This is a genomic window from Hyphomonas oceanitis, assembly GCF_036964545.1.
Lineage (GTDB): Bacteria > Pseudomonadota > Alphaproteobacteria > Caulobacterales > Hyphomonadaceae > Hyphomonas > Hyphomonas oceanitis.
The window spans coordinates 250916-263689 of record NZ_JBALTL010000003.1; the positions used below are offsets into that span (position 1 = coordinate 250916).

Annotated in this window: 13 protein-coding genes; 5 read left to right on the forward strand and 8 right to left on the reverse strand. The window is 61.1% G+C overall.

Annotated features, from left to right (window positions below; translation table 11 throughout):
* The first annotated feature begins 9 nt into the window (after positions 1-9).
* Positions 10-639 carry a J domain-containing protein gene (locus tag V7651_RS10435; RefSeq protein WP_335590217.1) on the forward strand — a complete coding sequence of 210 codons (630 nt, stop codon included), beginning with the start codon at positions 10-12 and terminating at the stop codon, positions 637-639.
* Between the two features lie 9 nt (positions 640-648).
* The gene (locus V7651_RS10440) at positions 649-2136 is read left to right on the forward strand and encodes a glycerol-3-phosphate dehydrogenase (protein ID WP_335613166.1); all 1488 of its coding nucleotides are present in this window, start codon (positions 649-651) and stop codon (positions 2134-2136) included.
* On the opposite strand, the gene V7651_RS10445 is transcribed toward V7651_RS10440, so the two are convergent.
* A complete protein-coding gene (locus tag V7651_RS10445; RefSeq protein WP_335613167.1) occupies positions 2133-2516 on the reverse strand; it encodes a DUF4345 family protein in 384 nt (127 codons plus the stop codon). The two genes, V7651_RS10440 and V7651_RS10445, sit on opposite strands and share 4 nt — an antisense overlap.
* 164 nt (positions 2517-2680) lie before the next feature.
* On the opposite strand from V7651_RS10445, the gene V7651_RS10450 reads away from it, so the two are divergent.
* Both V7651_RS10450 and V7651_RS10455 read left to right on the forward strand, forming a co-directional pair.
* Positions 2681-3667, forward strand: coding sequence for a haloalkane dehalogenase (locus tag V7651_RS10450; RefSeq protein WP_335613168.1), 987 nt, complete (start codon positions 2681-2683; stop codon positions 3665-3667).
* Positions 3668-3679: 12 nt separating this feature from the next.
* Positions 3680-5344 (forward strand): sulfatase, encoded by a 1665-nt coding sequence (locus V7651_RS10455; RefSeq protein ID WP_335613169.1) that lies wholly within the window; start codon positions 3680-3682, stop codon positions 5342-5344.
* 4 nt (positions 5345-5348) lie between these two features.
* On the opposite strand, the gene V7651_RS10460 is transcribed toward V7651_RS10455, so the two are convergent.
* The 5 genes from V7651_RS10460 to V7651_RS10480 are packed head-to-tail and all read right to left on the reverse strand — an operon-like array spanning position 5349 to position 9592.
* Positions 5349-6254 (reverse strand): formylglycine-generating enzyme family protein, encoded by a 906-nt coding sequence (locus tag V7651_RS10460; protein WP_335613170.1) that lies wholly within the window; start codon positions 6252-6254, stop codon positions 5349-5351.
* Positions 6251-6865, reverse strand: coding sequence for a TetR family transcriptional regulator (locus tag V7651_RS10465; protein ID WP_335613171.1), 615 nt, complete (start codon positions 6863-6865; stop codon positions 6251-6253). Before V7651_RS10465 ends, V7651_RS10460 begins: the two co-directional genes overlap by 4 nt.
* Positions 6862-7950 (reverse strand): MBL fold metallo-hydrolase, encoded by a 1089-nt coding sequence (locus V7651_RS10470; protein WP_335613172.1) that lies wholly within the window; start codon positions 7948-7950, stop codon positions 6862-6864. Before V7651_RS10470 ends, V7651_RS10465 begins: the two co-directional genes overlap by 4 nt.
* Positions 7947-8417, reverse strand: coding sequence for a DUF1330 domain-containing protein (locus V7651_RS10475; RefSeq protein ID WP_335613173.1), 471 nt, complete (start codon positions 8415-8417; stop codon positions 7947-7949). Before V7651_RS10475 ends, V7651_RS10470 begins: the two co-directional genes overlap by 4 nt.
* Positions 8418-8437: 20 nt before the next feature.
* Positions 8438-9592: a DsbA family protein gene (locus V7651_RS10480; protein WP_335613174.1), complete on the reverse strand. Its 1155-nt coding sequence runs from the start codon at positions 9590-9592 to the stop codon at positions 8438-8440.
* Between the two features lie 333 nt (positions 9593-9925).
* Between V7651_RS10480 and V7651_RS10485 the strand changes: the two genes are divergently transcribed.
* Positions 9926-10915: a complex I NDUFA9 subunit family protein gene (locus V7651_RS10485; RefSeq protein WP_335613175.1), complete on the forward strand. Its 990-nt coding sequence runs from the start codon at positions 9926-9928 to the stop codon at positions 10913-10915.
* A gap of 267 nt (positions 10916-11182) precedes the next feature.
* Here V7651_RS10485 and V7651_RS10490 read toward each other — a convergent pair whose 3' ends face one another.
* Positions 11183-11743 carry a PA2169 family four-helix-bundle protein gene (locus V7651_RS10490; RefSeq protein ID WP_335590206.1) on the reverse strand — a complete coding sequence of 187 codons (561 nt, stop codon included), beginning with the start codon at positions 11741-11743 and terminating at the stop codon, positions 11183-11185.
* Between the two features lie 97 nt (positions 11744-11840).
* Complete coding sequence (locus V7651_RS10495; RefSeq protein ID WP_335590205.1) at positions 11841-12689, reverse strand: undecaprenyl-diphosphate phosphatase; 849 nt, start codon at positions 12687-12689, stop codon at positions 11841-11843.
* Positions 12690-12774: the final 85 nt, after the last annotated feature.

A 12774-nucleotide genomic window follows, 5' to 3' on the forward strand; every position in this document is an offset into this window, starting at 1 on the left:
TGGCCCGCTATGTCAGATTCAGACCCATTCAGCTACCGCGTAAAGTTCACCGATATACGGGTGAAGCCTCCGGCCGAGGAGACGTCAAAGGCCCGTGCCCGCAAGACCCGCGTGTGCGAACATCCCGAATGCGAACTCGAGGGCGCCTTCCCGGCACCCAAGCGAGGTGGCAAGGGCAAGGTATACTTCTGCCAGCAACACATCACCGAATATAACCGCGCCTTCAATTTCTTTGAGGGCATGTCGGAAGCCGAAGCGGCCTCGTTCGCGCGGTCGGAACGGTTTGGTCACAAGCGGACCTGGAAATTCGGCACTGGCCCGATGGCCGGGAAGAAAGCCAAGACCAGCCATGACCCGCGCACGTGGGCTGGCCGGGGCTTCTTCAATGTGGATGATACGGCGAATGCCGAAGGTGGCGGCAGTGGTTCGGGACGTCGCTCGGCGCTGCAAGTGCGCGCGCTGAATGAACTGGACCTTGAGGCCAGTGCCACGCCGGCGGAAATCCGCGCGCGCTATGCCGAATACATTCGTCGCTTCCACCCGGATTCGAACAAGGGCGACCGGTCGTCTGAGCACAAGCTGCAACGGGTGATCCGCGCCGGCAAGCTGCTCAAGGCGGGCGGATTGATGAAGGGCTAGGCCGGGACGGTGCACGATCTCCTGGTCATTGGTGGCGGCATTAATGGTGTTGGCATTGCGCGCGACGCGGCCGGGCGCGGCCTGAGTGTTGTCCTGTGTGAGAAAGACGACCTTGCGGCGCATACAAGCTCGGCAAGCACGAAACTGATCCATGGTGGGCTGCGTTATCTTGAACAGTATGATTTTGCGCTGGTGCGCAAGGCGCTGATCGAGCGGGAAATCCTGCTGCGCGCGGCCCCGCACATCATCTGGCCGATGCGGTTCGTGCTGCCCTATGACAAGGATTTGCGGCCCGCCTGGCTGATCCGGCTGGGCCTCTTCATCTATGACCATCTTGGTGGGCGGAAAATGCTGCCGCCGACAAAGACCTTGCGGCGGAGGAAAACGAATCGGCTGGACCCGCTCAAGGATGAATTCCGGCTGGCTTTCGAATATTCCGATTGCTGGGTGGAAGATTCGCGCCTCGTTGTTCTGAACGCCGTCGATGCGGTTGAGCGCGGCGCTGAAGTGCTGACGCGCACGGCCTGTGTCGCTCTTGTGCGCCATGCCGACCATTGGGAAGCGACGCTTAAAGGTCCGGACGGCGTGAAAACGGTCATGGCACGCGCGGTGGTCAATGCGGCGGGCGGCTGGGTGGATGAAGTGCTTGGGCTGGCCGAACCGGGCGCAAACCAGACGCATCTGCGACTCGTGAAGGGCAGCCACATTATCGTGCGGCGCTGGCATGAGGGCGAGCACGCCTATTTTTTCCAGAATGGCGACGGCCGCATCATGTTTGCCATCCCCTATGAGCGCGGTGAATTCACGCTGATCGGCACGACCGACGTTCCCTATGAGGCCAACAAGGACAAGGTTGAGATCAGCCAGGACGAGATCGATTATCTCTGCGCTGGCGCCAGCGAATATTACAAGCGCGAGATCAAGCCGAGCGATGTGGTCGCGACCTATTCGGGTGTGCGGCCCCTCTATGATGATCACGCGGCGAATGCGTCCAAGGTGACGCGGGATTATGTGCTGAATTGCGACCGGGAAGGTGGCGCACCCATCCTCTCCGTGTTTGGTGGCAAGATCACGACGTTCCGGGAACTCGCCGAACATGCGCTGAAAGAGCTTGGCCCTGATTTTCCTGGCATGGGAAAGGTGTGGACCAAATCAGCGAGCCTGCCGGGCGGCGATATTCCGCAGGCGGATTTCGAGGATTTCCTGCGCGGGGCTTCACTCCGAAATGCCTGGATGGAGCAGCGCCTGCTACGGCGTCTGGCGCGGGCCTATGGCACGCGGATGGACCGCGTCATCGGTGATGCCAAGACCATGGTGAGCCTTGGCCGGCATTTCGGCGGCGGCCTGTACGAGGCCGAAGTGCGCTATCTGATCGACGCCGAGTTTGCGAAAACGGCAGACGACATCCTCTGGCGACGCAGCAAGCTGCGCCTGCACCTGACAGAGGCCGAACAGGCGGGCCTTGCCAACTGGTTCGCCGAAGAAGCTGTCGCCTAGACGCGCGGCTTGCCGAGCTGGCGCGCGCCGAAGACGAGAAGCGCGACAAGCACCAGCTCGATCACGACCGGCTGGACGATGCCTGCAGGTGGGCCATCGACAACAATACCAATGAAGCGACCGAATACGGCGAGGCCGAAGACAAGCGCCGAGCCGTAGAGCCAGTGCGCCTTGCCGCGAAAGAGCGCGAGGGCGCAGGCGATGAAGTTCACCAGGAAGAAGGCGGCAAGGCCTGCGCGCAGTGAATTGGTGCCGAGTGGATCAAGGCTGGCAAGGCCTAGTACGGCGCCAGCTTTCTCGGGGCTGGCCCAGAAGAGCAGGCCCATGGCGAGTGAAAATAATCCGGCGAGCGTAACGCCCACCCGTGCCAACCAGATCATGTTTGCCTCCCAGCGCAGGCCTTCGGAATGGCCCGTTTGATGAACTTAGAACATGCCTCAGCGTGAATTGTACAGGCCCTATCGGGCCTCACTCAAGGGCAAGTCAATCTATTGACAGTAATCGTGCCAATAGAATACGTCTAGAAAAAACGGGAGGTTACGAGGTGGAGGTATTACGGACACCTGAAGCGTGTTTCGACGGGCTGAAGGACTATGCCTTTGCGGCGCATTATCATGTCGTGAAGGTAGAGGACGGGACCGAGCTGCGCGTGCATTACCTGGATGAGGGGCCGCGCGACGCGCCGATATTGCTCTGCATGCATGGCGAGCCGTCCTGGTCTTACCTTTACCGCAAGATGATCCCGCTCCTGACGGCGGCCGGGTATCGCGTGATCGCGCCGGACCTTGTCGGCTTTGGCAAGTCGGACAAGCCGGCGGCGATGGATGACTATACCTATTCGGCCCATGTCGACTGGATGAACCAGTTGCTGAGAGGGCTCGACCTGAACGGGCTCACGCTTGTCTGCCAGGACTGGGGCGGGCTGATTGGCCTGCGTGTGTTCGGCGACAACCAGGACCGGTTCGACCGGCTGGTGATTGCCAATACGGGCCTGCCGGGAACAAGCATGCTGACGGATGACGTGTCGGCCATGATGGCGCAGATGTTTGCCATGGTACCTGTGCCGGATGCGGCGATGGTGGGCGAACAGTTCCGTAATGGCGGGCCGGGCGCGTTTCTTTACTGGGTGAAGTATGCGAGCGAGTCGCCGGACTTTTCGGTGCGCGATGTTTTCGGGCTGCTGTCGGACATCTCGGATGAGGATGTGCTGGATGGCTACTGTGCGCCATTTCCGGATGACAGCTTCATTGCCGGGGCACGGAAGTTTCCGGCGCTCGTTCCCCTGCTGCCGCAGCACAAGGACGAACGGATCAAGAATGATGCGGCCTGGAAAGTGCTGGAAACATGCGGAAAGCCGGTGTTGACCGCGTTCAGCGATGGTGACCCTGTGACCAAGGGCGGCGAAGCGCCGTTTATGGCGCGGATACCGGGCGTCAAGAATGTGACGATAGAGGGCGGTGGACATTTCCTGCAGGAAGACGCGCCTGACGCGTTCGCCCGCGAGATTATCGCATTCATGAACGCGTCCTGAGAGGCTGATTACATGTGGAAGAAACTGGTTCTTGGCGCGCTGGCTATTGTCGTGGTGGCAGGCGGGGTCGCCTTCCTGAACAAGAAGGCGATCATCCTTTATGTGGCGACGCATACGGGCCGGACGGATGTTGCGCCGAATAGGGCGATCGACTGGGACCAGGGACCGGCGGTGGCGAGCGAGACGGCGGCAGAGCGCCCACCGAACATCATCTTCATCCTTGTCGATGATCTTGGCATCAATGACCTCAGCACGTTTGGTGGCGGGGTCGCCGGTGGCCGCGTGCCGACACCGAACATCGACAAGCTGGCCGCCGATGGCGCGCTGTTCACGCAGGCTTATGCGGGCAATGGCACCTGTGCGCCTTCCCGCGCGATGCTGATGACGGGTCGCTATCCGACACGGACGGGATTCGAGTTTACGCCGACGCCACCCGGCATGGGCCGGATCGTTTCCATGTTTGCCAATGACATGGATCGCGGCGCGTTGCCGGCTGTCGACTATAATCGCGACGGCGCGGATGACGCGGTGCCCTTTGCGGAAATGGGCTTGCCGGGCAAGGAAGTGACGATTGCTGAAGCACTGAAGGACAAGGGCTATCACACGGTTCATATCGGCAAATGGCATCTGGGGCGCAGCGCGGAATCAAATCCGAACGCGCAGGGCTTTGACGAAAGCCTGCTGATGGCGAGCGGTCTTTTCTTGCCGGAAGACGACCCCGATGTGGTGAACGCGAAGCTCGACTTTGACCCGATCGATAAATTCCTCTGGGCCCGGATGCAGTTTGCAGCCTCGTTCAACATGGGTGACTGGTTTGAGCCGGGCGGCTACCTGACGGATTACTGGACCGACGAAAGCCTGAAAGTGATCGAGGCCAACAAGAATCGGTCCTTTTTCCTGTATCTAGCGCACTGGGGCGTACACACGCCGCTGCAGGCGACGAAGGAAGACTATGAGGCCGTGGGCGATATCGAGCCAGAGCGGCTGCGCGTCTATGCGGCCATGTTGCACGCGCTCGACCGTAGCGTCGGCGAGATAACGGCGAAGCTGGAAGAAGAGGGCCTCTCGGACAATACGATCATTGTGTTTTCAAGCGATAATGGCGGGGCTGGCTATATCGGCCTGCCTGAAATCAACCAGCCCTATCGCGGCTGGAAGATCACGCTGTTTGAAGGCGGTATCCGTGTACCGATGTTCCTGAAGTGGCCTGCGAGGATTGCTGCGGGTACGCAGGTCGACACCCCTGTGGCGCATATTGATGTCATGCCGACGCTGGCGGCCGCGGCGGGCGCGAGCCTGCCGGAAGGCGTGGAGATCGATGGACGGGACATGCTGCCCGTAGCGACCGGGACGGGCACGATTTCACACCCTGATGACGCCCTGTTCTGGCAGAGCGGCTATTATCATGTTGTGCGGGCGGGCGACTGGAAACTGCAGGTCGACGGGCGCCAGAAGAAGAACTGGCTGTTCGATCTTGCAAACGATCCGACTGAGCAGACCAATCTCGCGGAGACGCGCGCTGACAAGCTGGCGGAGTTGCAGGGTCTGCTCGACAAGCACCATTCCGGCGCCGTTGCGCCGCTCTATCCGTATACGATTGAATCGCCCATTGCGATCGACAAGACCGAAGCGGACAGGGTTGAGCCGGGCGACGAATATGTGTGGTGGCCGAACTGATCGATCATTCGGTTGCGGGCGGAATGTCTTTCGCGATGCGGAAGCCGATATGGATGGATGAGAAATCCGTATCCTGCGGCTGCCGCGCGGCGGGGCGGTAGCGGCGGCAGAAATTGTCGGCGCAGAGATAAGAGCCGCCCTTGAGCGTATGGGATCCGGCGGCATAGGGCGTGTCGGTCCACTCCCAGACATTGCCAATCATGTCATAGAGACCGGCCTTGTCTGGTGGGAAACAACCGACAGGCGCAGCGCCGGCAAAGCCGTCGGCCTGCGTATTCGCGATGGGGAAGATACCCTGCCACGTATTGGCGACCGGGTGACCTTCGCCGTTATAGGCGCCTGATGTGGAGTCCATCGTATCAGGCAGGCCGCGGGTCGCCGCATATTCCCACTCGACTTCCGTCGGCAAACGTCCGTCCGCCCAGCTGGCATAGGCGGCGGCATCGTGCTCTGACACATGTACGACCGGCCAGGCGCCTTTGTCCGTGAGGGAGGAGCCTGGGCCGGCAGGGGATCTCCATGTGGCTCCTGGCACGAGTCGCCATGGGTCTATGCGCGCCGATGCGCCATCGGGTAGGTCGAATACAGCGGACCCGGCTTCAGGCCCGCCGGAGGCTGCACTTTTCTCGGCGTCTGTGACATAGCCCGTGGCGGCCACGAAAGCGGCAAACTGGTCATTGGTGACCTCGTGTACCTGAAGGGCAAAGGGGGCGACATGAAGGGCAAGTGTCGGCGCCTCTTCATTGTAGACGGGACTGGCGCCCTTGGTGAAGCTCCCGCCGGGAACGTCCACAAATTGGCCGATGGATGATGGGGGGAGCCCGCAGGTCACTTCGGACGTCGTGGCCGGTTTATCCCCGCCGCAGGCTGCAGTGAGGAAGATCACGAGCAGCGGAGCGCGCCCGATCATACCCGGATCAGGCGCTCGACCATCAGCATCATCACGCTCGTCGCGTCTTGCTGCGAGAGGTTCTGGTCCTGTCGCATGCGGCGCCAGGTATGAAAGCCGGTCGCAACATCGAGGGCATCCAGCAGCGGGGCATCAGCGAGAATTTCCGTAGGAAGGATGGCTTTCAGGGTCTGGCGCTCGAACATGATGCCACGCCGGTATTCATCCATCAGGAAGCGGGACTGGAACCGCCGCAGGTTGGCCGACACCCGCACGGGAAATATCCGCTCGAAGACATCCGACCGCCGCTTGACGAGTTCGCTCAGCCGTTCCCGCCAGTCACTTGAGGCATAGGGCGCGAGGACGATCGGCATGACTTCCGTCTGTATCTGCTCTGCCATTTCGCCGAACAGGCTGTCCATATCCTCAAAGTGCCGGAACACGGTGCGCTGACCGACGGCGGCCCGTTCGGCGACCCGCGCCGCGCTCGGGTTCATGTCGCCTTCGCGGATGAGACCGAAGAGGGCGTCGATGATCTGGCTGCGGCTACGCTCGCTGCGAAGGCGGCGCCCGTCAGAGGAATCCTCGGTGGATTGCGGGGCCGGGAAGGGCGTGACTTTTGGTGTGCTCATTTGAAGCCGTCGTGTTGTGTGATCGCGTCACTGTCAACTGGCAGACTGAACACCATGCCGTCTTCCGAGACAGTTATTTTTCCCTTGAAGATGTTTTTTGCGTCCCGGACGAAAAGCGCGTTGAGAAGGTGCGACGGAAGCGGCGGGATCGTATGATAGAAGACCAGCTGCCGAGCGCCGGCTTCGGTGGCAGAGCGCGCTGCATCTGACGGCGTGGCATGATAGGTGAGGATATCATCCAGGATCTGCGGGATGCCCTGCACATCGTTGGCCACGGCGGCTTCATGCATGATGCCCACCATTTCCGGGTCGAGCGCCTCATGGAAGAGGATGTCGACGCCCTTTGAGGCCCCGACGAGATTCGGGCTGTAGATCGTATCGCCGCTAAAGGCCACGGAGCGGCCCTTATAATCGATGCGGTATCCGAAAGCAGGCTCGACAGGGGCATGGCTGACGGCGAAGGCGGTGATCTTCAGGCCATCCTCGTCGAGCACTACCGCCTGAGACCCAGGACCTGCCGGCAGGGTAATGGTTTCGCCTACGCCGCCGCGTCCCGCAGGGTTTGCGATGTCCAATCCATGGTGCGCCGTGCGGAACGTGCCGTCGATACGATAGGCGGCATTGAAGCCATCAACGACTTCATCGACGCCGCGCGGGCCCGACACGGAAAGGGGCTCATCGCGCCCGCCATTCACCCAGACCTGCATCAGCAGTTCGCCCAGGCCGTCCATATGGTCGGAGTGAAGATGGGTCAGGTAGGCGCGCTCGGTTTTTCCGAGCGGGAAGCCCATGCGGTTCAGATTACGAGAACCACCTGAGCCGGCATCAAAAACGAATGCACGTTTGCCGGCGAGAACGGCAAGGCAGGGTCCGGCACGCATCGGGTCGGGCATGGGCGTTCCCGCACCGCAGACGAAGACATGCAGGCCGTCGGGTAGCGTTTTGCTTGCATCGCGCCCGACATTCTCCCCGACGGCCTGCTTGAACGCGGCCATGGCGATCTGCGTCTTGAAGACCTGGAATCCGACAAAGGCGATGAGAACAAGTCCGGCGAGGCCGGCACTGATACGAATGAACCATTTCATGATGCGGCCCCATTGCCGGCGGCCAACATGGCGAGGAAGGGAGAGTCCGTGCCGTTCTGCGGGGCGACGGTCTCGATATTGAGCTGGCCCTTCAGGCCTGCCGCGCGATGAACGGATATCTCCCGCCATTCATCGGACATGGACATGCGGACCATGCTGGCGCGGTCAGGATACATGGCGATGGCAATCTCGTCCCAGAGCTCCTCGACCTGACCAAGAGCCAGGAAAGTCACGTCGCCAGCAAACAGGCCCCGTCCGCCAAACTTGGGCAGCAGGTCCGTCACGGCTCGGCCATAGATCATGTAGGCATCGCGACCGGAAAGATCGGTGGCGCGACCGTCCTCATACTCCGCCCTGGCCTTGAACTTCAGCAGGTTGACCATGAAGATCGGACCATCTGGCCCTTTCTCCATCATGGCCATGATCCGCGCCGGATCCGTTGGCAGCACTTCATTGGTAACCTGCATCGGTATTCCTCCCTTTAGGGTCAGCTCTCCGGCTGCCTCAATTCGTCTTCGATCACCCAGAGCCGGTCCTGGCCCCACGTAATAATATTGCCTGCACGGAAGCTCGGGACGCCCCAAATGCCGAGATCCATCATCTCGGCCCGGTTGGCTTCCGCCTCGGCGCGCCAGTCATCATTGTCGATGACGTCGCGCGCTTGAGCCCAGTCGAGCCCTGCGGTTTCGACGATTTTCTGCATGCCCTTGTCGGAGCCTGCATCTATTCCGCGCGACCAGACGCCTTCGAGAAAGGCGTGGCAGAATTCAAAACCGAGTCCCTGTTCTCGCGCCCATGGTATCAGTGAGTAGCCGCGTTCCACGGGGCGCCCGACAGGGTCAGCGATGCGACCGAAGGGGATGCCAAGCCGGTGGGCTTCGCGGGCCGTGTCCTGTGTGATGTAGCGGCTCTTCATCTTGGGAACCGGCAGGCCGCGCATGACCATGGGCAGGACAAAGCGCAGTTTCAGCTCTGTGCCATAGGCATTGGCGAGGGCCTTGGCGCGTTTCGCGGCGGCGTAAGTGTAGGGGCTCCGAAATGACAGGTAGAAGTCGAAGTGTGTGTAGCCCGTCGGGGTATTGCCGGTCGGATGGGCCGGGACAACAGGCGGGGCATAGATTGGCCCGGTTCCGTGGCCCGGACGACGGGCCCCGAGTTCGGTGAGGCGTGCTTCCAGATAGTGAAGGCGGTCGATGCCCCAATACCATTCGCCGCCATAGTAGAACATGGCGCCGAGATAGTGGCCGAGGGCTTCGCGTCTTGCATCGCCGATGCCGGTGCGCACATCGGTTGGCGTTGTCGGCAGGCCGTGCTCACCGGTTTCGAGGTCGGCCTTGCGAGCGAGGCGTTCGGCATCGATGATTGCGTAGGCTTCGAGGCGCTCGCGTTCCGGGGCAGCCCAGTCCGGTGGTGCGCCAACGCGATTGAGCCGCAGCTCGATATCATATCGCTCGACAAGCTGTCCGAGAACCTGGGCAGCGAGGTGTGAATAGGGATCATCGGCCTGATGGAAGTATTCGACGATGTGCGGCAGCTTGCGGGCGCGTCGGTCGCGTTCGACCTCGGCGCGCTTCTTCTGCAGCCGCTCCTCGCCCGTAAGCCGTTCCGCGACGCGTGAAACAAAGGCTGTTTTCAATGACATGGGCTCTGCTCGCAATGGGCGGGAATTACGGACGATATCGACATGTTTGCTCCTTGCGCCCGGCACTTGCAAATCTTATGGCACTCTATCTGCCATAATGTGCCGGAGCCTGCAACGGTCGGCCTAAAACTTCTGGACATCAAGCGATAAAAAGGCCGCGCTGCGACTGATGCTGGTGCCACTCTCGACGAAACGAAAGGGTCTCTTGCCCGGTGCGCGTGCAAGCAGCCGGGACGTGCCGGATTGAGTTCTTGCCGCATGGACATGACCGGGCGGCTATGGTCAAAGGCGACAACGGCAATTCCGGCTCAGCCGGCAGATGAGAAGCGTGACATGACCAAGGGTTTGGTGACGGTATTCGGTGGCTCGGGCTTTATCGGGCGTTATGCGGCGCGGACGCTCGTGGAAAAGGGCTACCGGGTCCGGGTGGCCTGCCGCCATATGAACACGGCGCAGGATGTGCGCCTTGCCGGCGCGCCCGGCTGGATCGACCTTTGCCAGGCCAATATTCGCAACAGAGCCTCGATCGAACGCGCGCTGGACGGTGCTGTCGCCGTGGTGAACCTTGTCGGCATCCTGTTCGAAGGCGGGCCGCAGAGCTTTGAATCCGCGCAGCGCGATGGCGCGGCCCTGCTGGCTGAAGTCGCCGCAGAAAAAGGCATCAGGACTTTCGTGCAGGTCTCGGCCATCGGCGCAGACGCAGAGTCCAAGTCAGACTATGCGCGCACCAAGGCTGAGGCTGAGGATGCGGTTCGCGAAGCCCTGCCATCCGCCACGATTCTTCGCCCGTCTGTCGTGTTTGGTCCGGAAGACGGCTTCCTCAACAAGTTTGCCCAGATGACCCGCTTCTCGCCTGCGCTGCCTGCCATCGGTGGCGGCAAGACGCGGGTTCAACCCATCTACGCTGGCGACGTCGCCGAAGCGATTGCGCTGGCGGTTGATTCTGAAGGCGCCGCTGGGAACACGTATGAGCTAGGTGGTCCACGCGCCTACACGTTCAACGAGATCTACGACATTGTCCTGAAACTGGTTGATCGTCGCCGTTTCAAGATTTCGCTGCCTTTCTTCCTCGCACGTCCGCTCGGCTATATTGCCGGGGCTGTCTGGCGCTACATCCCGCCTTTCTCTTGGGGAATGCTGGGCGAGCCGTTGATCACGGGCGATCAGGTCGAATTGCTGAAGACGGATAATGTCGTGGCGGAGGGCGCGTTGACGGCGGCGGACCTCGGTCTCACGCACCTTGAATCGGTTGAATCGATTGCGCCGACCTATCTCTGGCGCTTCCGGCCCTATGGCGAGTTCAGCAAGCCCGCGGACGCCTGAGCAGGCGGCGCCATAGTGCGTCTAACCTGAATGTAATCCGAACAAAAATGCCCGAAAATAGCCCGATAGGTGCCGTTATGCGTGCCGTATTCATGCGCGACATGGGGGCCTCCGCACGCGTCTGGGGACGCACGATGCAGGAGGGATGGCACGCGGCAGGGGGATCCACCACTGGGCTGCGTGTTGTCTTGCGCGGAATGTAAAAAAAGCCGCCCCAACATACATTATGCAGGGGCGGCCTCTGTCGGCAATGTGAGGGAAGCTGGCCTAGATGGCCTTGTCTTTCGCTTCAAGTTTCTTGATCTCGGCATTCACCGACACCTGAAGCTTCTTGATCAGCGCCGCTGATTCAGGCGTCAGATCTGTCTTGGCGGTTTTGGCGAGTTCGTCGCGGATGTATTCTTCGCCGCGTAGCACTTCCTCAATCGCAACTTCGGAGTCGTTGTCGACCGCTGTGCGAAGCGCGGTGAATGTGCGGTGGCCGGTGCCGAGCGCTTCACCTTTCGTTGCCGGGTCGCCACCGAGGGCGATGACGCGATCCTGGATCACTTCGCGCTCGCCATTGCGATAGTCGTGCAGCTCGAGCAGCATTTCTTTCAGGCCATTGTTTTTGTCCGGAATATCGGCAGCCTGCTTATAGAGCGCGGCCGCATCGATATAGATGGATGTGAGCTTGTTCAGTTCGTTGACTTCGGTCTTCAGGTATGGCGCTTCGGCCGTGCTTTCCGATGCCATGGCTTTTTCTGAATTGGTGAGTCCGGCATTGGCGCATGCGCCGAGGGCCAGCGGAGCAGCAATGGCTGTAAGGGCATAAATATGGAGTCTCATGGGGTTTCCTTTCCGGAAGTGTCTGGTGCGTGACTAATCCGCGCCAGGCCGAAAGGTTGCGGTGGCGGCTGCTGGCGGCCGCCTTATCCCGGGTTTGCTAGAACAGTCCGATGGCTGGAGACATGAGGATAAGTGCAATGCCGAGCGCGAAGCGATAAAGCACGAAGGGCAGGAAGCTCATGCGCTGGAGAATGGCCATGAGGGCGGCAATCGAAGCGAGGCCGGTTATAAAGGCGACACCCGCGACGATCATGCCGTCCTGCAGCGTTACGACGCCGCCAGCAGGCTCTCCCATCAGGCCGAGTGCGCCGTAGAGTCCTGCAGCCGCCAGGATCGGCGCGCCGATGAGCATGGCAAATCGCGCCGCCTCGGAGCGTTCATAGCCGAGCGCACGAGCGGCGGTCATGGTGATGCCGGAGCGGCTGGTGCCCGGGATGATCGCGGCGACGGCCTGCGTCGCGCCGATGAGGAAGGCGTGTAGAAGTGTCATGTCCTCTTCCTTGCGCTCGCGGCCGCCTTTCACATCCGCCCACCATAGGAGGGCGCCGAATATGATGGTGGCGCCAGCGACGGTCGCCGGGCCGCGCAGGGTTGCCTGCAGATCTTCGGGAAGGAGTTTCTCGTATCCGGCAGCAACGGCCAGCGCGACAGGCGTCGCCACGATAATGCAAAGCGCAAGACGGGCCCCTTTTGATAGCGGCTTGCGGGTGACGGGCGCCGCGACAAGTTCGAACCCGCCAACAATGGCGCTGGCGACATCCTTGCGGAAATAGAGAAGCATGGCGGCGAGTGTGCCGAGATTGGAGACGGCGTTGATCAACAGCTCGTCATGGCCCTCCAGGCCAAAATAGCCTGAAGCCAGAAGGACGTGCGCCGAAGAAGAGATTGGCAGCCATTCCGTGAAGCCTTGTAGCGTCGCGATAATGATGAGCTGGAGCAGGGACATGACGGCCTCTTCACATGGTGCGGCCCCGGACCGGCCAGCATGGCTTTCCTCATCTAGCGCAGTTTTTTTAAGAACGGCACCCTTT

What these genes read in the sequence shown, in the direction of transcription:
- V7651_RS10435 (WP_335590217.1), top strand. Translation starts at nt 10, where the DNA reads ATGTCAGATTCAGACCCATTCAGCTACCGCGTAAAGTTCACCGATATA.
- V7651_RS10445 (WP_335613167.1), bottom strand. Translation starts at nt 2,516, where the DNA reads ATGATCTGGTTGGCACGGGTGGGCGTTACGCTCGCCGGATTATTTTCA.
- V7651_RS10455 (WP_335613169.1), top strand. Translation starts at nt 3,680, where the DNA reads ATGTGGAAGAAACTGGTTCTTGGCGCGCTGGCTATTGTCGTGGTGGCA.
- V7651_RS10460 (WP_335613170.1), bottom strand. Translation starts at nt 6,254, where the DNA reads ATGATCGGGCGCGCTCCGCTGCTCGTGATCTTCCTCACTGCAGCCTGC.
- V7651_RS10465 (WP_335613171.1), bottom strand. Translation starts at nt 6,865, where the DNA reads ATGAGCACACCAAAAGTCACGCCCTTCCCGGCCCCGCAATCCACCGAG.
- V7651_RS10470 (WP_335613172.1), bottom strand. Translation starts at nt 7,950, where the DNA reads ATGAAATGGTTCATTCGTATCAGTGCCGGCCTCGCCGGACTTGTTCTC.
- V7651_RS10475 (WP_335613173.1), bottom strand. Translation starts at nt 8,417, where the DNA reads ATGCAGGTTACCAATGAAGTGCTGCCAACGGATCCGGCGCGGATCATG.
- V7651_RS10480 (WP_335613174.1), bottom strand. Translation starts at nt 9,592, where the DNA reads ATGTCATTGAAAACAGCCTTTGTTTCACGCGTCGCGGAACGGCTTACG.
- V7651_RS10485 (WP_335613175.1), top strand. Translation starts at nt 9,926, where the DNA reads ATGACCAAGGGTTTGGTGACGGTATTCGGTGGCTCGGGCTTTATCGGG.
- V7651_RS10490 (WP_335590206.1), bottom strand. Translation starts at nt 11,743, where the DNA reads ATGAGACTCCATATTTATGCCCTTACAGCCATTGCTGCTCCGCTGGCC.
- V7651_RS10495 (WP_335590205.1), bottom strand. Translation starts at nt 12,689, where the DNA reads ATGTCCCTGCTCCAGCTCATCATTATCGCGACGCTACAAGGCTTCACG.